Raw genomic sequence first — 16,502 nt, forward strand, 5'->3', positions numbered from 1 at the left:
TGTGCTCACCGGCGCGTCGCGCTGCCGTCGAGCTCCGCGAGCGCGGCGAGCCGCCGATAGGAGTCCAGCAGCGCGTCACGGTCGTAGGTGCTGGTGGTGACGAGGACTTCCTGGGCGCCGGTGTCCTTCAGCACCGCCTCCAGCTCCGGCTCGACCTCCTCCTCGGTGCCGGCGAGCTGTCCGGCCAGCCCCGCCTCGTAGAAGCCGCGTTCCTTGGCGGTCATGGCGAGGGACTCGACGCGCTCGGCGGGCGGCAGCGGCGGAAAGGCGCCGTGAGTGCGGGAGTACGCCATCGACCAGGCCTCCGGCACCAGCAGCCGCCGGGCCCGCTCGGGCGTTTCCGCCACCGCCACCGTCCCGGAGATCACCACGTACGGCTCCTCCGCCCACGCGGAGGGGCGGAACCGCTCGCGGTAGCGGTCGACGCCGCGCCGCATCCGGTCACGGTCGCGCAGGTCGCCGATGACCATCGGCAGCCCGGCGCGGGCGGCGATGTCCGCGCCCTCGCCCATCGCCAGCACGAACGGCGGCACGGCCAGCCCCTCCGACGGCCGGGCGTGCACCCCGGTGGGGGAGGTGCCCTCGAACCAGCCGAGCAGCTCGTCGAGCTGGCCCGCGAAGTCCTCCGCGTCGCCCTTGTCGCGCCCGAGCGCCTTGCGCACCCCGTCGGTGAACCCCACCGAGCGGCCCAGCCCCATGTCGATCCGGTCCGGGAACAGCGAGGCCAGCACCCCGAACTGCTCGGCCACGACCAGCGGACGGTGGTTGGGCAGCATGACCCCGCCGGTGCCGACGCGGATCGTGCGGGTCGCCCCCGCGACCGCCGCCGCCAGCACGGTCGGCGCGGAACCGGCCACCCCGGGCACCCCGTGGTGCTCGGCCACCCAGAACCGGTGGTACCCGAGCCGCTCCGCCTCCCGCGCGAGTTCGACGGTGTCCCGCAGTGCCTCGGGCGCGGTGTGACCGTCACGCACCCGTGAGCGGTCGAGGACGGAGAAGCGGGTCGCGGCGATCACGGAACTCATACCGGGTTCAACACGGGGGAGCCGCCAGGATTCCTGAGGCGCCCCTCTAGGGTGTCAGGGTGACCCACCGCACCGACCGCGCGCAGCGTCCGCTGGCCGTGTTCGACCTCGACAACACCCTCGCCTCCACCGCGCACCGCCAGCACTTCCTGGAGCGCAGGCCGCGCGACTGGGACGGCTTCTTCGCCGCCGCGCCTGAGGACCCGCCGCTCGCCGAGGGGATCGCGCTGGTGCGGGAGAGCGCCGAGACGTGCGACATCGTCTATCTCACCGGCCGGCCCGGGCGCTGCCGCCGCGACACCCTGGACTGGCTGGCCGCACAGGGGCTGCCCGAGGGGGAGCTGCACATGCGCGGCAACGCCGACCGGCGGCCCGCCCGGATCACCAAGCTGGCCGTGCTGCGCCGCCTGGCCCGCACCCGGGAGGTGCGGATGCTGGTCGACGACGACGAGCTGGTCTGCGAGGACGCCCGCCGGGCCGGTTTCACCGTCGTCCACGCGCGCTGGGCGACCCCCTCGGACGAGCTGAAGGACGCGCAGGAGCGCGAGGGCCGCACCTGAGCCGTCGTACGGCTCAGTCCGTCTCCTCCAGCCGGAAGCCCACCTTCAGGCCCACCTGGTAGTGCGCGACGCGCCCCTCCTCGATCTGCCCGCGCACCTGCGTCACCTCGAACCAGTCCAGATTGCGGAGCGTCTGCGAGGCCCGCTCGATGCCGTTGCGGACAGCCGCGTCCACCCCGTCGGGCGAGGTGCCGACGATCTCGGTGACCCGGTAGGTGTGGTTCGACATGCTCTGCTCCTCTCACGGCGGCCGGGCCGCCAGTGGCACACGTCACTCCACCGTGCCCCACCCCGGGTCGGGGCGCGAGGCGTCGGCCCCGTTCGCCTGACGCCCTTGACCCGGGCATTGGTCCATACCAAGATGCTGGCACCCGTCCGAGCTCCGGCTCGCCCCCCACGCCGGGCCCCGCCCCCTGTCCGCCAGACAGAAACAGGACCCCACGTGAGACGCCGTCTGCTCGCCCTCGTCTGTGTGTCCGCCTCCCTGCTCACCGGCTGCGGGGTGATGTCCGACAGCGCGGAGGAGCGGCGCACCGTCACCGTGTGGCTGATGCAGCACAGCGCCTCGCAGGACTTCCTGGACCGGTTCACCGAGGAGTTCGAGCGCGAGCACGAGACGCTCGACCTCGACATCCGCATCCAGGAGTGGACCGGCATCGGCGAGAAGGTCCAGCAGGCGCTGCGCGGCGAGGACCCGGACGGACCCGACGTCATCGAGGTCGGCAACACCCAGGTGTCCGCCTACGCCGAGAGCGACGGCCTGCTCGACCTCACCCTGGAGTCCATGCGCGACTGGGGCCGCGACGACTGGCTCCCCGGCCTCGCCGAACCGGGCCGCTGGGGCTCCCAGCAGTACGGCATCCCCTGGTACGCGGCGAACCGCGTCGTCGTCTACCGCAAGGACCTGTTCCGCGCGGCCGGCGTCACCCCGCCGAAGACCCGCGACGAATGGCTGGAGACCACCGAACGGCTCGACACCGGCGACACCCAGGGCATCTACCTCGCCGGACAGGACTGGTACACGCTCGCCGGGTTCATCTGGGAGGAGGGCGGCGAACTCGCCACCGAGGGCAGCGGCGTCTGGAAGGGCGCCCTCGACAGCGAGGCGGCGCTGCGCGGCATGGACTTCTACCGGCGGCTGCAGAAGCTCGGCGACGGCCCCGTCGACGCCGACGAGGAACACCCGCCCCAGGCAGGCGTGTTCGCCGAGGGGAACGTCGCCCAGATCGTCGCCGTCCCCGGACTGGTCCGCGCCGTCGTCCAGCAGAACCCCGCACTCGAGGACAAGATCGGCTACTTCCCGGTCCCCGGCAAGGAACCCGGCCGCCCCGGCGCCGTCTTCACCGGCGGCTCCGACCTCGTCGTCCCGGCCGGCACCGACTCCGAGGACGCCGCCGTCGAGGTCGTCGCCGCGCTCACCGGGGCCCGCTGGAACACCGACCTCGCCCGCACCATGAACTACGTCCCCAACAAGGCGGACCTCGCCGGCTCGGTCGCGGGGGAGGAGGGCCTGGAGGCCATGGCGGCCGGTGCCGCACGCGGCCGGGCGACCCCGGCCACGCCCCGGTGGAGCGTGGTCGAGGCCGACAACCCGATCAAGGAATACATGACGAAGGTACTCACCGGCGCCGACCCCGAGAAGGAGGCCGAGCGCGCCGCGCGGCGCATCACGGAGACCCTCGCCTTCGAGTGAGTCCGCCGGATGAGGCTCACCCGGCCACCCTCAGCGGGCCACGCTCAGCGACAGCGCGAACCGCCCTGCCTCGTCCGTCCACCACCGGGTCAGATCCAGCCCCGCGGCCGACAGTTCCGCACGCACTCCCTCCTGCCGGAACTTCGCCGACACCTCGGTGCGCAGCTCCTCGCCCTCCGCGAAGTCCACGACCATCTCCAGCGCCGGGATCTTCACGGACTGCGCGGTGCGCGAGCGCAGCCGCATCTCGATCCACTCGTGCTCCGGGTCCCACACCGCCACATGCTCGAAGGCGTCAGGGTCGAAGTCGGCGCCCAGTTCGCGGTTGACGACGTTCAGCACGTTCTTGTTGAACGCGGCCGTCACCCCGGCCGCGTCGTCGTACGCCCGGACCAGTGTCTCCTCGTCCTTCACCAGGTCCGTGCCGAGCAGCAGCGCGTCGCCCGGGGCGAGCAGGGCGCGCACCTTGGAGAGGAACGCGGACCGTTCGTCCGGCAGCAGATTGCCGATGGTGCCGCCGAGGAACGCCACCAGGCGCGGCCCCGGGGTGTCCGGCAGGGTCAGCTCGGCGGTGAAGTCCGCGACCAGCGCGTGCACTTCAAGCCCCGGCCGCTCGGCGGCCAGCGCCCGCCCCGCCCTGGCCAGCGCGGACTCGCTGACGTCGACCGGAACGTAGGTGTGCAGCCCGTCCAGGGCGTCGATCAGATGCCGTGTCTTCTCCGAGGAGCCCGACCCCAGTTCGACCAGGGTGCGGGCGCCGGACGCGGCGGCGATCTCGCCCGAGCGGGCGAGCAGGATCTCCCGCTCGGCGCGCGTCGGGTAGTACTCGGGCAGCGCGGTGATCTCCTCGAACAGCTCGCTGCCCCGTGCGTCGTAGAACCATTTCGGCGGCAGCGCCTTGGGGCTGCCGGTCAGTCCCGCGCGGACGTCGGCGCGCAGCGCGGCGCCGGCGGCGTCCTCGGGGAGGGTGCGGGTCAGGCGGAACGGACTCACGTGAGGGGCTCCTTGAGCGGGGTGAGCAGAACATCGGTGCGGCTCGCGGCGAGCAGGGTGCGGTCGGGTGCCTCCTGCCAGTGCGGGTCGTCGTCATAGGGCTCGGAGGCGACGACGGTTCCCCCGCCGGGCCGGGCGAGGTACCACAAGGTGTCCCCCCACGCGGTCGCGGTGATCGTGGCGCCGTCGGTGAGCAGCAGGTTCAGCCGGGCCTCCGGGGCCGCTGCCGCGACCTCGGCGACCGTGTCGGCCAGCGCCTGCCCCATGGCGTCGCCGGCCCGCAGCCGGGCCAGCACCAGCGCCCACACGAACGCCGAGTCGTTGCGGGCCTCCAGCGACAGCAGGTCCCCGGCGGGCAGGGCCGCGGCCAGCGGCGCGAGCGAGCCGGGCCAGCCCGGCACCGCGCCGTTGTGGCTGAACAGCCACGCCCCGGACGCGAAGGGCGCCGCGGCCGCCTCCGCGTCGGCGCCCGACAGCGTCGCGTCCCGCACAGCGGCCAGCAGCGCCTCCGTGCGCACCACCCGTGCCAGGTCGGTGAGCGACAGGTCCGCCCAGATCGGCCCGGCCCGCCGGTAGCGGGCCGGGACCGGGTCGCCGCCGGCGTACCAGCCCACGCCGAAGCCGTCCGCGTTGACCGTCCCGTGCCGCTGCCGGCGGGGCGCCCACGACTGCCGGTACAGCCCGTGCTCCGGCCCCACCACCAGCGCGCCCAGCGGCTCCGCCGGGCCCACGTACGCCAGATGACGGCACATCAGACGCCCTCCACCGAGCGGGCGGTGCGGAACCCGGAGAAGATCTGCCGCCGGATCGGATAGTCCCAGTTGCGGAACGTGCCCCGGCAGGCCACCGCGTCCACGGCGAACGAACCGCCGCGCAGCACCTTGTACTCAGGCCCGAAGAACACCTCCGAGTACTCCCGGTACGGGAACGCCCGGAAGCCCGGGTACGGCAGGAAGTCGGACGCCGTCCACTCCCACACGTCCCCGATCAGCTGCCGTACGCCCAGCAGCGACGCGCCCGCCGGGTAGCTGCCGGCCGGCGCCGGACGCAGATGACGCTGGCCGAGGTTGGCGTGCTCGGGCGTCGGGTCGGCGTCGCCCCACGGATAGCGCCGCGAGCGGCCCGTGGCCGGGTCGTGCCGGGCGGCCTTCTCCCACTCCGTCTCGGTGGGCAGCCGGCGCCCCGCCCAGCGGGCGTACGCGTCCGCCTCGTACCAGCACACGTGCAGCACCGGCTCGTCCGGCGGCACCGGTTCGGTGACGCCGAAGCGGCGCCGCAGCCACTGGCCGCCCTCCCGGCGCCAGTACAGCGGCGCGGTGAGCCGGGCACGGCGCACGTGCGCCCAGCCCTCCGGCGTCCACCAACGCGGCTCTTCGTAGCCGCCGTCCTCGACGAACGCCAGGTACGCGCCGTTGGTGACGGGCGTGGCGTCGATCCAGAACGGCGCCACCTCCCGCCGGTGCGCGGGCCGTTCGTTGTCCAGCGCCCACGGCTCGGCCGAGGTGCCCATGGTGAACGGGCCGCCCGGCACCAGGATCTCCGCCGGTCCCGTGTACGGCGTCACCGGCTCCGGGTCGGGCGCGGTGAGCGCGGCCGGGCCCTTGCGGAGCTGGTGGGTGATCAGCATGGTCTCGTCGTGCTGCTGCTCGTGCTGGGCGATCATCCCGAAGGCGAACCCGGCCTCGGTCAGCCGGGTGCCGTCGAACGCCGTGCGCTCCAGCACGTCCAGCGCGCGTCCGCGCACGTCGGCCGCGTACCGGCGGGCCTCCTCGGGCGACAGCAGGGGCAGCCTGGGGCGTTCGGCGCGGGGGTGTTCGAAGGCGTCGTAGAGGCTGTCGATCTCGGGACGGATCGCCTCGTGCCCGGCCACCGCGCGCAGCAGCCACTGTTCCTCCTGGTTGCCGATGTGCGCCAGGTCCCACACCAGCGGCGACATCAGCGGCGAGTGCTGCGCGGTCAGGTCGGGCTCCTCCACACAGCTGGTCAGCAGCGTGGTGCGGTCCCGCGCGACGACCAGCGAGGCGACCGCGCGCTCACGCAGGGTTTCGGCGTCGAGGGCGGGGTCGGTCATGAGGGGGTGTCCTTCCCGTGCGGGTGGGTGGTGAAGAGGGGCGCGCCGGACCCGTCCGGGTGTGCGCGCCACGTGTCGAGCACGTCGTCGGCGGGGCAGCGGCCCCGGGCGACGTAGCGGTCATGGAACGCCGCTACCCGGTCGACCAGGGCGGTCGCGGCCCCGAGCCGGGGCAGGGCGGCCAGCGCCGCCGCGAAGCAGACGGCCGCCGCCTCCCGCAGCTCCGGGTCCGCCGGCCCGTCACGGGCCGCGTCGCGCCACAGCGGGTTATGGGGGGCGGCCAGGCCCCCCGTCCGCTCGGCCAGCGGTTTCACCGTCCGGTACGCGGTCTCGGCGGCCTCCGGGTCGTCGAACAGCGCCGCCGTCACCGCCAGCGGCACGGTCCAGCCGTCCTCGCCGGGCTGCGCGTCCATCATCCGCAGCTCCAGATGACCGCGCGGGCGGACCGGCGGGAACAGCGTCGTGACGTGGTAGTCCAGATCGTCCTGGGTGGGCGCGCGCGGCGCCCGGCGGCGCGTCCAGTGCCGGAACGACAGGTTCTCCGGCACCTCCCACGGCCCGTCGTCGTCCCGGCGCACGCACATCACGGGCGCGTCCAGCACATGCCGGGCCCAGGCGGTGCGCGGGTCGGCGTCCAGCGCGGGCGCGCCGGCCCGTCCGGCGCCGATCTGCGCCCAGCGCAGCTGCCGCGTGGAGAGCCAGCCGGTGGGCCGGCCCGCGGAGACGGGGGAGTTGGCGAAGGCCGCCATGAGGACGGCGCCCAGCAGATGCGCCATCCACCAGCGGCGTACATGCCCGAGCGGGCCGGGCTCCTCGTACCCGGCGTCCACACAGACCTGCACGGAGGCGGAGGTGCACATCATGAACCGGCCGGCCGCGCCGGTGCGGTCGAGAGCGGTCTCCATCGCGTCGTAGCGCGGCTGCCGGAGGAACCGGCGGGGGATCTGCCAGGGGTCGTGGCCCATGCCGGCCAGGGTCAGCCCGTCCCGGCCCAGGACGGCGCGTACGGCGTCCAGGTCGGCGGAGACGGTGGTCAGGCACTCCGTGAGGGACGCGGCGGGCGGCGAGCTGAGCTCCAGCTGGCCGCCGGGCTCGACGGTGAGCGCCGACCGCAGGGGCACCTCGCGCAGTGCGGCGTAGGCCGCCTCGAGTCGTTCACGGGAGACGGGGAGCCGCGGGTCGCGCGACTCATGGACCAGCCATTCGACCTCCACACCGATACGGCGGGGCGGTCCGGTCTTGAAGCAGATGCCCCGTATCAGGGCCTCCGCCTCGGCTTCGGTGACGGCCGTGCGGGAGGGCGCACAACCGCTCGACGGATCTGACATGCGGGAATCCTCCTGAGACACCACCATGTCGCCGGCCCGTTGCCCGGTCGGTCCGGGCCGGCACCAACGCGTCCACCCAAAACCCTCGGCCCGCCGCGCACAAGGGCGCCCAGCGGGGCGTAAGAGGCCGGTCACCTCCGCGTCGCGCCTGTCACCGGGGCTTTTCGCCTCCGGTCCCGGGCCGTCCGGGGCGGCGAAAACCTCGTTGCGCCGCCTCACCAGCATCGCTCAGGATGCTCGCGTGAGCACGACGAGGGGGAAGACGAGCGGCGCGGTCACGGCGGCTACGGGGGTGGCGCCGTGAGCGCGCGGCTGCGGGGGATCGCGCGGGAGACCGAGCGGATCGTGGCGGAGGGCGTCTACCGGGCGCCCGACGGCCGCGAGGTGGAGATCGGGGCGGCCGTGGAGGCGGCCCGGCAGGGCACCACGCTGCACGGGCCGGACCCGGTCACGGTGCCGGAGTTCGATCCGGCGCCCACCCGTTTCGAGGTGACCGGCGAGAGCAGCCTGGCCGCCGCCCGCCGCCTCACCACCGGGCAGGGCGCACCGGACCCCGTGGCCGTCCTCAACTTCGCCTCCGCGCGCAACCCGGGCGGCGGCTACCTCAACGGCGCGCAGGCCCAGGAGGAGGCCCTGTGCCGCGCCTCCGCGCTGTACACGTGCCTGCTGCGGGCGCCGGGCTTCTACGAGCACCACCGCGCCCACCGCGACCCGTTCTACACCGACCGGGTGATCCACACCCCGGCCGTGCCGGTGTTCCGCGACGACCGCGGAGCCCTGCTGGACGCCCCGTTCCCAGCCGGTTTCCTCACGTCACCGGCGCCCAACGCGGGCGTGATCCGGTCCAAGGCGCCCGAGCGCGTGGGGGAGGTGCCCGGCGCGCTCGTCCGCCGCGCGGGCCGCGTGCTGGAAACCGCGGCCCACCACGGCTACCGGCGGCTGGTGCTCGGCGCCTGGGGCTGCGGCGTGTTCCGCAACGACCCGGCCCAGGTCGCGGAGGCGTTCCGTACGCACCTGGGCCCGGGCGGACGCTTCGAAGGCGCCTTCGCCCACGTCGTCTTCGGCATCCTGGACCGCACCCGCGAGGGCGCGACCCGCACCGCGTTCGAACGGACGTTCGCGGACCTGGTGGACGCGCCCGCGGAGGTCACTGCCAGCCGTAGCGCTCCCTGAGTCGCTGACGCACCGAGTTGAACCGCATCCGGTCCAGCGCGCACGCCTCCCGGCGCATGCCCTGCTCGTGCAGCCGCAGCACCCGGTCCACGGCCACCCAGGAGTCGCGCCCCGACCGGTCCCACGGACCGCTGCCGATCGGCACCCAGTCCCGGTCCCCGGCGTGCCCCTTGCTCGACAGCTGCACGGCGAGGAACGTGCCCGCCGCCTCCCGCGCCACGACCAGCACCGGCCGGTCCTTGCCGCGGCCGTCGTTCTCCTCGAACGGGACCCAGGTCCAGACGATCTCGCCCGGGTCCGGGTCGCCGTCGTGCGCGGGTGAGTATTCGGTACGCACCCGGCCGACCGAGCGCGGCTCGGTCTCGACGGTGGCGTACGGGCCGTAACGGCCCGGGGTGTCTTCAGGGGTATAGGCGGTCACAGGCCGTACCGTACGTCACCCGTCCGGCGGTACCGATCAAGGGGGTTGATCGGCCGAGGGGATCAACCGGCCGAGAGGCGACCAGAGTCGACCAGAGGCGACCGGAGGCGACCAGCAGCGACTAGGGTCTGCCGTCGACGCCCGTCAGCTCCCGCCCCGTCACCATCTCGCTCTCGATCCGCACGAACACGCCGTCCCGCAGCGGCATCCACGACCGGGGACCGGTGCGCAGCAGCCGCTCGTGCTCGCCCGGGTCGGTCACCGCCTCCGCCCGTCCGGTCACCACCACGCTCCAGCCGGACCGGCGCCCGGCGTGGAAGTCGTCCGCCTCGAACGCCACCACCACCCCGTCGACGGCCCGCACCAGGTCGGAGCCCGCGGAGGTGCACAGCACCACGGACCCGTCCGAGTCCAGGGTGAAGTTCACCGGCAGCACCGCGGGAAGCGCCTGCCGCGTGTACACGACGCGTCCGACCGGCGCCTTGCCCAGCAGGCGCAGACACTCCTGCCGGTCGAGCGCCCGGAAGCCATCGCTGTGGATCATTTCCCCATCGTCGGCCGCGGACCGGGCCCCGACTAGGGCCGGACGGCCCCGTTGACGTCGGAGTACGGCCGGCGCCGCCGGTCCTCCCGAGATGCCTGACCCTCCGTCCCGGTGGAACCCTCAAGACATGGGCAAGACCGCACTGATCGTCATCGACATGATCAACACCTACGACCACCCGGACGCCGACCAGCTGCTCCCGTCCGCCGAGACGGTGGTCCCGAAGATCTCCGGGCTGCTGGAGCGGGCGCGGCGGCAGGAGGCGCCGGTGATCTACGTCAACGACAACTTCGGCGAGTGGCGCTCCCACCACGGGGAGCTGCTCGACAAGGCGCTGGCGGGGCCGCACGCGCATCTGGTCGAGCCGCTGGTGCCGGACGAGTCGTCGCTGTTCGTGGTCAAGGCCCGGCATTCGATCTTCTTCGAGACCCCGCTCAGCTATCTGCTCACGCAGCAGGGCATCGACCAGCTCGTACTGGTCGGGCAGGTGACCGAGCAGTGCGTGCTGTACTCCTCGCTCGACGCGCACATCCGGCACTTCCAGGTGACCGTCCCCCGGGACGCCGTCGCGCACATCCACGAGGATCTGGCGGACGCGGCCCTGCGGATGATGGAACGCAACATGGGTGCACGGGTGTGCCACAGCGGGGAGCTGTGGACGTGACCCGGACCGGGCGCCCCACGGGGGCGACACTGGGAGCATGAGCCGTCCCTCCCTCCCGCCGCCGGAACTGCGCGCCTATCTGGAGGAGCTGGTCCGCCGTACCTCCGCCGTCTGCGGCGACCGCCTGGTGAGCGTCCTCGCCGTCGGCTCGCTCGCCCTGGGCGACTACCGCCACGGGCGCAGCGACGTCGACGTGACGGTCGTGGTGGACCCCGCCCCGCCGCACGCGGACCTGTCCGCGCTGGCCGCGGCGCTGGCCCACCCCGAGCTGCCCTGCCCCGCCGCCGGTCTCGAACTCGTCGTCTACGCGGCCGACTTCGCCGCCCGCCCGTCGGGCGAGGCGGGCTATCTGCTCGACCTCAACACCGGACCAGCCCTGCCCGAACGCGCCGGCTACGACCCCGCGGACGCCTCCGACTTCTGGTACGTCATCGACCGCTCCGTCGCCCACCAGGCCGGACTCCCGCTGTACGGCGCACCGGCGCGGGACGTGATCGCCGCCCCCGACCGGCCCACGGTGCTGGCCGCGCTCCGCGCCTCCGTACGCGAACACGCCGACGGTGACGGGCACCTGGCGGACAACCGGGTGCTCAACGGCTGCCGCGCCACCGTCCACTGCCGTACCGGCCACTGGTTTCCCAAGCGCAGGGCCGGGGAGATCGTCGCCGCGTCCGAACCCGCCTTCGAGCCCCTGATCACCGAGGCGCTGCGCAGCTTCGAACGCCCTCGGGCGGAGGCGGCCGTGCTGCCCGCGGACGAGGTGCGGTCGTTTCTGGCGTGGGTGGCCGGGCGGGTGGAGGAAGCGGCCGCGGCGGCCGGGGTCTGAGGCCGCGCGCCCACGGGCCGGGAAGCGGAACCCGGGCCCACCTCTGATCTTGCGAGAGTGCCCCGGCCTTCAGGCCGGGGGTGAATCGTGTCTCAAGACTGCTCTGACCTCAGCCGTGGGCACGGGTCTGCACTGTTCACCCGCGCCCACGGCCGGCCGCGCTCAGTCCGGCCGCTTCTGCTGCGCGATGTAGTCCTTGACCACCTGGAGCGGCGCACCGCCGCACGAGCCCGCGAAGTACGGGGCGACCAGAACCGGCCGTGCATGACCGCCTGGTTGACCCGGCCGTACCGCAGCCCGCCTTCGTTCCCGGCAACCGCGGCCGATCGTGCAAGACAGGCGTGTCTGCCCGGATACCCAGCCGCCCGAACCCGCGTGACCGTTCAAGGGCGAGGCGGGTCGGCCCGAGCAGCCGGCTGCGGCCGGTGGCCCGGGGGCGCGGTCGCTTCCGCGTGCTGCCGCAGCGCCTCGATCAAGTTCGTCACCTCCGGACGGGCCGGGCGGCGCAGTACGGCGGCCCCGATGTGCCGGGCCGGCGTCGGCGCGTCGAGCGGTACGGCCCGCACGCCCGGCAGCGCGGGGGTCAGCGCGACGGTGGGGATCAGGGACAGGCCCACACCCGCGGCTACGAGGGAGCGTGCGAAGAAGTAGTCCGTCGTGCTGCCCCGGACGTCCGGGCTGAAGCCCGCCTGCTCGGCGTAACGGCGCAGATACGCCTCGGTCTTGAGGCAGCCGAGCACCCAGGGCTCGTCCGCGAGCCCGGCGAGGTTCAGGACCGGGCGGCCGCCCAGCGGGTGCGTCCCGGGAAGGACGACGTGCAGCGGGTCCTCCGTCAGGGGGATCCACCGCACGTCGCGTCCCGGGCCCCGCAGGCCGGGCAGGGGTCCGTCGAAGTGGTAGGCGAGCGCCACGTCCACGGCACCCCCGCGGAGCATGCGCAGGCTGTCCTCGGGCTCGCGGCCACAACGAGCTGCTGATCGCCCGTGCCCTGGCCCGTTACGGCGGTGACACCTCGCACGTCCTCGTGGCCACCAAGGGCGGCCGGGGCCGCCCGGGCGACGGCAGCTGGCCCGTGGACGCCACCCCCGCTCACCTCAAGCGGGCCGCCGAAGCCTCCCGGAAGCGCCTGGGAGTGGAGGCCATCGGGCTGTACCAGCTGCACAAGCCCGACCCCGGCGTGCCCTGGACGGTCCGTCCGGCCCGGCGTCGTCGGACACCGCCTTCCACCGCGTCGCGGCCGACCACGGCGTCAGTCCCCAGCGACTCGCTCTGGCCTGGCTGCTGCACCGTGCCCCCGCGGTCATCCCCATCCCCGGAGCGAGCCGTCCCGCTTCGGTCCTCGACTCGGCCCGGGCCACGGAGACCGTACTCGGGGCGGCGGAGCTGGAGCAGCTGGAAGCCCTGCGGCCGGCCGACGAACTCGGCGGCCGGGCCGGTGGCTGAGCCACGGCCGGCCGTACGTCGCCTGCGGCCGGCCGGCGCCTCCGCAGACCTGTGTCCGGCGACTCCGGCCGTCCCGCCCGGATCACGGCCGGCCTGGGCCGGGCCGTCACCCGGCGCCGCGCGGTGCTGCTCCTGGGCTCCATGGCCGCCGCCCGGTAGAACCGAGGAACCAGCAAAGCCGAGGAACCAGCAGAACCGAGGAACCAGCAGAACCGAGGAACCGGTAGAACCGAGGGAGCCGTCGATGACCGTCCGCCGTGTCGTGCCCAACCTCCACTCCGAAGACCCGGGAAAGAACGGGGAGTTCTACGGCCTGCTGGGCCTCGAGGAGGTCATGGACCACGGCTGGATCAGAACGCTGGCGTCCCCGTCCAACCCGACGGCACAGGTCAGCGTCATGACGGAGGACGCGACGGCGCCCGTCCACCCCGACCTCAGCGTCGAGGTGGACGACGTGGACGCGGTGTACGAGACCGTGCGGAGGACCGGCGCGGAGATCGTCCATCCGCTGCAGGACGAGGAGTGGGGCGTCCGCCGCTTCTTCGTCCGCGACCCCGACGGCCGCGTGGTCAACGTCCTCGGCCACCGCTGAGAGGCGGTGTCAGGTCTTCGCCTCCGCCTCCGCGTCCCGCTCCTGCAGCGCCTCCTCACGCCCGCGCGGCAGCAGCAGCGGCGTCGCCAGCAGCAGGGCGCCCGCGACGGCGATGGCCGTGCGAGGGCCCGTGACGCTCGCCAGCAGCCCCCACAGCGCCGTCAGCGCGGCGATCGACGCCTTGCTGGTCGCCGACCACGCCGACAGCGTGCGGACCACCCGGTCCGCGGGCGTCCGCTCCAGCCGGCGTGTCGCGAACACCGGGTTGAACACGCCCATGCTCGTGATCAGCCCGAACTCGATCACGATCACCAGGACCAGCCCCGCCGCGCCCGGCCCCACGAACGCCAGCCCCACCGACCAGCACGCCCGCAGCGTCCCCGCCACGCCCAGCACCCGCCGCGCCCCGAACCGCGCCACCAGCCGCCGCGACAGCCGCGCCCCGACCAGCCCGCCCACACACGGCACCGCGAACGCCAGCCCGTACTGCCACGGCGCGAAGCCCAGCGGGCCCACCATCAGCACGACCAGCAGCGGCGACGACGCCATGATCAGGCCGCTGACCAGCACCGTGTTGAGGAACAGCGGACGCAGTTCACGGCTGCGCAGGATGTACCGCCACCCGTCGAGCAGATCGCCGGCCCGCAGCCGGGGCCGTGGCTCCGGCCGTTCGGGACGCCGGTCGCCGCCGCCCGCCGCGCCCAGCGCACCCGCCGACAGCAGATAGCTCACGGCGTCGGCGACCACCGTCGTCACCGGACCGAACCAGCCGATCGCCGCTCCGCCCAGCGGCGGCCCCAGCATGGTCGCGGTCCACGTCGTCGACTCCAGCCGCCCGTTCGCGCGCAGCAGCTCCTCGCCCGGCACGACGTCCTTCACGTACGCGCCGACCGCCGCCTGGAACGTGATGTCGGCCGCCGCCACCGTCACCGACACCACCAGCAACTGCGCCACGGTGAGCGCGTCGAGGGCGTACGCGAGGGGCACGCTCAGCAGCACCGCGCACCGCACGAGGTCCGTCGCGATCATCACCGGGCGTTTGCGGCGGTACTCCACCCAGGGCCCGAGCGGGACCGACAGGACCGCGCCGACCGCCGGCCCCACCGCCGCCAGCAGCGACACCTCGGCCGGACCGGCGTGCAGCACCAGCAGCGCGACCAGCGCGAACGCGTCGAACGCGAACCGCGTGCCGAAGGTGCTGACCCCGTACGCCGTCCACAGCCACCCGAACCGCCACGCCGCCGACCGCCGCCCGTCCACCCGCCCCCCGCTCACGCCGATCCCGCCCCGGCGGGCCGCCGGGGACCGGCCCATCCAAGCGAGCCGGGCCGCCGAGGGCAAAGCGGACCGGTTTACTCCCGGCGCGGAGGGCTACGCGGCTCCCAGGGGGAGGCCCGCGACCGCACACCCGCGAACCGCGACCACGCACCGGGAGGCGCCCCATGACCACGCGCGTACGCGACGTGATGTCCGCGCACACCACCTCCGTCGAGCCGATGACGTCGGTGACGCAGGCGGCGCGGCTGATGCGCGAGCAGAACGTCGGTGACGTCCTCGTCTCCTACGACTGCGACCTGTTCGGCGTGCTCACCGACCGCGACATCGTGCTGCGGGGCGTCGCCGAGGGGCACGACCCCGAGGCCACGACCGTGGGCTCGCTGTGCACCCGCCCGCCGCTGGTGACGCTCGACCCGGACGACACGACCGACCACGCCGTCGAGCTGATGCGGGAAAACGCCGTGCGGCGGCTGCCCGTCGTGGAGCACGGCGGCTGCCCCGTGGGCGTGGTCAGCCTCGGCGACCTCGCCGCCGAGGAGGACCCGCACTCCGCGCTCGCGGACATCAGCCGCGCCACGCCGACCCACTGAGCGGGGTCAGCCGTCCACCGTCACCGCGCACGACCAGCCGTACGGCCCCGGCGACAGCCGCAGGTCCTCCCAGCCGACGTCCACCGGCACCTCCCCGGTGACCCGCACGTCCGTGAGGGCCGCGACCGCCAGCCGTACGTCCAGGCCGCCCTCGGCCTCGTCGGCCTCCACGTCCACCGGCACCTCGCCGTACGCCTCCAGCCGGTACAGGATCTCGTCGAGCAGCGCGGCCAGCAGATCGTCGTCGCTCGTCTCCTCGAGCCGGATGCGGTCCACCGCGGTCGGTCTCACGCCGGACACGTCGGCGAAGCACTCCACCATCGCCACCACGGCCTCGGCCAGGCAGTGCTCGCGGCTCGCCGCCCACGCCTCGATGCGTACGTCGTCCTCCTGCGCCACCGAGCGGTGCCCGCTGCTGTCCCGTCGCGGCGCCTGCCCCGGGTCACTCGTGTCACCGACCATGCACCACGACTGCCCGAGCGCACGGACCCCATGCCCTGCGGCGGCGCTTCGCGCACCGGGGGAGGGGGTACGCGGAGGCCGACCGGGTCGTGACCGCTCGGAGGGAGGTCACCGTCATGCGGTTCCGTGATCGCCGGCAGGCCGGCCGCGAACTGGCCGCGCGGCTGCGGGAGAGGCAGGACGCCGGGGCCCTGCCCGACCCCCTCGTGCTGGCGCTGCCCCGCGGCGGCGTCGCCGTCGCCGCCGAGGTCGCCGAGGCGCTGGGCGCGCCCCTCGACGTCCTCGTCGTCCGCAAGATCGGCGCGCCCCGCCACGAGGAGTACGGCGTCGGCGCCATGGCGGGCGACGGCGTCCCCGTGTTCGACGAGGAGGCGCTGCGCGGCCTCGGGCTGACGGAGGCCGACCTCGCGTCCGTCGTCGAACGGGAACGTGCCGAACTGCTCCGGCGCGAACGGCTCTACCGGCAGGGCAGGCCCGCGCCGGACCCGCGCGGCCGTACGGTGATCGTCGTCGACGACGGCCTGGCCACCGGCTCCACGGCCCGCGCCGCCCTGCGCGCCCTCCGCGCCCGCGGCCCCGCCCGCCTGGTCCTGGCCGTCCCGGTCGCCTCCCCGGCGGGCGCCGCGACCCTCCGCCCCGAGGCCGACGACCTGATCGCCCTCCACGAACCGGCCGCGTTCATGGCCGTCGGCCAGTGGTACGACGAGTTCGACCAGCTGACGGACGAGGAGGTCCTGGGGGCGCTGCGCGAGCACCAGCCGTAGCCGGCCCCGCCCCCGTCCGGCGCCGTGCGTCGCTTGCGTGCCGGGCGTCGGCCGGGCCGGCTGCCCGTGGAGCCG

General features: G+C 74.3%; 19 protein-coding genes and 2 pseudogenes. 9 read left to right on the forward strand and 12 right to left on the reverse strand.

Annotated features, from left to right (window positions below):
• Positions 1 to 5: 5 nt before the first annotated feature.
• A complete protein-coding gene (locus tag AY578_RS30380; RefSeq protein ID WP_258906458.1) occupies positions 6 to 1,025 on the reverse strand; it encodes an LLM class flavin-dependent oxidoreductase in 1,020 nt (339 codons plus the stop codon).
• Positions 1,026 to 1,084: 59 nt separating this feature from the next.
• On the opposite strand from AY578_RS30380, the gene AY578_RS30385 reads away from it, so the two are divergent.
• Positions 1,085 to 1,585: a phosphatase domain-containing protein gene (locus tag AY578_RS30385; protein WP_019521349.1), complete on the forward strand. Its 501-nt coding sequence runs from the start codon at positions 1,085 to 1,087 to the stop codon at positions 1,583 to 1,585.
• A 13-nt stretch (positions 1,586 to 1,598) separates the two neighbouring features.
• Here AY578_RS30385 and AY578_RS30390 read toward each other — a convergent pair whose 3' ends face one another.
• Positions 1,599 to 1,814, reverse strand: coding sequence for a dodecin (locus tag AY578_RS30390; protein WP_019521348.1), 216 nt, complete (start codon positions 1,812 to 1,814; stop codon positions 1,599 to 1,601).
• Between the two features lie 213 nt (positions 1,815 to 2,027).
• Here AY578_RS30390 and AY578_RS30395 point away from each other — a divergent pair, with 213 nt between their 5' ends.
• A complete protein-coding gene (locus AY578_RS30395) occupies positions 2,028 to 3,278 on the forward strand; it encodes an extracellular solute-binding protein (RefSeq protein ID WP_258906465.1) in 1,251 nt (416 codons plus the stop codon).
• A gap of 30 nt (positions 3,279 to 3,308) precedes the next feature.
• Here the strand turns inward: AY578_RS30395 and egtD are convergent, their stop codons facing one another.
• Genes egtD through egtA form a run of 4 tightly spaced genes read right to left on the reverse strand, consistent with a single transcriptional unit; the run spans position 3,309 to position 7,670 of the window.
• Complete coding sequence (gene egtD / locus AY578_RS30400) at positions 3,309 to 4,271, reverse strand: L-histidine N(alpha)-methyltransferase (protein WP_215048726.1); 963 nt, start codon at positions 4,269 to 4,271, stop codon at positions 3,309 to 3,311.
• Positions 4,268 to 5,023: an ergothioneine biosynthesis protein EgtC gene (egtC, locus tag AY578_RS30405; protein ID WP_258906467.1), complete on the reverse strand. Its 756-nt coding sequence runs from the start codon at positions 5,021 to 5,023 to the stop codon at positions 4,268 to 4,270. Before egtC ends, egtD begins: the two co-directional genes overlap by 4 nt.
• Entirely contained in the window at positions 5,023 to 6,342 is a 1,320-nt protein-coding gene (gene egtB / locus AY578_RS30410) for an ergothioneine biosynthesis protein EgtB (RefSeq protein WP_258906469.1), read from the reverse strand. The genes egtC and egtB overlap by 1 nt, the downstream gene beginning before the upstream one ends.
• Positions 6,339 to 7,670 (reverse strand): ergothioneine biosynthesis glutamate--cysteine ligase EgtA, encoded by a 1,332-nt coding sequence (egtA, locus tag AY578_RS30415; RefSeq protein WP_161108723.1) that lies wholly within the window; start codon positions 7,668 to 7,670, stop codon positions 6,339 to 6,341. Before egtA ends, egtB begins: the two co-directional genes overlap by 4 nt.
• 300 nt (positions 7,671 to 7,970) lie before the next feature.
• On the opposite strand from egtA, the gene AY578_RS30420 reads away from it, so the two are divergent.
• Complete coding sequence (locus AY578_RS30420; RefSeq protein ID WP_028959045.1) at positions 7,971 to 8,843, forward strand: TIGR02452 family protein; 873 nt, start codon at positions 7,971 to 7,973, stop codon at positions 8,841 to 8,843.
• On the opposite strand, the gene AY578_RS30425 is transcribed toward AY578_RS30420, so the two are convergent.
• Together AY578_RS30425 and AY578_RS30430 are read right to left on the reverse strand one after the other, a co-directional pair.
• A complete protein-coding gene (locus AY578_RS30425) occupies positions 8,818 to 9,264 on the reverse strand; it encodes a type II toxin-antitoxin system PemK/MazF family toxin (RefSeq protein WP_019521341.1) in 447 nt (148 codons plus the stop codon). The genes AY578_RS30420 and AY578_RS30425 overlap by 26 nt on opposite strands.
• A 121-nt stretch (positions 9,265 to 9,385) precedes the next feature.
• Positions 9,386 to 9,808 (reverse strand): pyridoxamine 5'-phosphate oxidase family protein, encoded by a 423-nt coding sequence (locus AY578_RS30430; RefSeq protein ID WP_019521340.1) that lies wholly within the window; start codon positions 9,806 to 9,808, stop codon positions 9,386 to 9,388.
• A 127-nt stretch (positions 9,809 to 9,935) separates the two neighbouring features.
• Between AY578_RS30430 and AY578_RS30435 the strand changes: the two genes are divergently transcribed.
• Entirely contained in the window at positions 9,936 to 10,472 is a 537-nt protein-coding gene (locus AY578_RS30435) for a cysteine hydrolase family protein (RefSeq protein WP_019521339.1), read from the forward strand.
• A gap of 37 nt (positions 10,473 to 10,509) precedes the next feature.
• Positions 10,510 to 11,298, forward strand: coding sequence for a nucleotidyltransferase domain-containing protein (locus tag AY578_RS30440; protein WP_136237566.1), 789 nt, complete (start codon positions 10,510 to 10,512; stop codon positions 11,296 to 11,298).
• A gap of 162 nt (positions 11,299 to 11,460) precedes the next feature.
• On the opposite strand, the pseudogene AY578_RS30445 reads toward AY578_RS30440, so the two are convergent.
• Positions 11,461 to 11,565, reverse strand: a pseudogene (locus tag AY578_RS30445) (IS200/IS605 family transposase); the annotation flags it as partial.
• 116 nt (positions 11,566 to 11,681) lie between these two features.
• Positions 11,682 to 12,233, reverse strand: coding sequence for a LysR substrate-binding domain-containing protein (locus AY578_RS30450; RefSeq protein WP_136237565.1), 552 nt, complete (start codon positions 12,231 to 12,233; stop codon positions 11,682 to 11,684).
• A gap of 23 nt (positions 12,234 to 12,256) precedes the next feature.
• Between AY578_RS30450 and AY578_RS30455 the strand changes: the two are divergent.
• A pseudogene (locus AY578_RS30455) lies at positions 12,257 to 12,741 on the forward strand (aldo/keto reductase); the annotation flags it as partial.
• A gap of 244 nt (positions 12,742 to 12,985) precedes the next feature.
• Positions 12,986 to 13,333 (forward strand): VOC family protein, encoded by a 348-nt coding sequence (locus AY578_RS30460; protein ID WP_028959042.1) that lies wholly within the window; start codon positions 12,986 to 12,988, stop codon positions 13,331 to 13,333.
• A 9-nt stretch (positions 13,334 to 13,342) separates the two neighbouring features.
• On the opposite strand, the gene AY578_RS30465 is transcribed toward AY578_RS30460, so the two are convergent.
• Entirely contained in the window at positions 13,343 to 14,593 is a 1,251-nt protein-coding gene (locus tag AY578_RS30465) for an MFS transporter (RefSeq protein ID WP_136237584.1), read from the reverse strand.
• A 182-nt stretch (positions 14,594 to 14,775) separates the two neighbouring features.
• Between AY578_RS30465 and AY578_RS30470 the strand changes: the two genes are divergently transcribed.
• Complete coding sequence (locus AY578_RS30470; RefSeq protein WP_136237564.1) at positions 14,776 to 15,201, forward strand: CBS domain-containing protein; 426 nt, start codon at positions 14,776 to 14,778, stop codon at positions 15,199 to 15,201.
• A gap of 6 nt (positions 15,202 to 15,207) precedes the next feature.
• Here the strand turns inward: AY578_RS30470 and AY578_RS30475 are convergent, their stop codons facing one another.
• Positions 15,208 to 15,663 (reverse strand): archease, encoded by a 456-nt coding sequence (locus AY578_RS30475; protein WP_026243293.1) that lies wholly within the window; start codon positions 15,661 to 15,663, stop codon positions 15,208 to 15,210.
• Positions 15,664 to 15,779: 116 nt separating this feature from the next.
• On the opposite strand from AY578_RS30475, the gene AY578_RS30480 reads away from it, so the two are divergent.
• The gene (locus AY578_RS30480; RefSeq protein WP_019521331.1) at positions 15,780 to 16,427 is read left to right on the forward strand and encodes a phosphoribosyltransferase; all 648 of its coding nucleotides are present in this window, start codon (positions 15,780 to 15,782) and stop codon (positions 16,425 to 16,427) included.
• The last annotated feature ends 75 nt before the right edge of the window (positions 16,428 to 16,502 follow it).

The organism is Streptomyces thermocarboxydus (assembly GCF_024760485.1).
Lineage (GTDB): Bacteria > Actinomycetota > Actinomycetes > Streptomycetales > Streptomycetaceae > Streptomyces > Streptomyces cellulosae.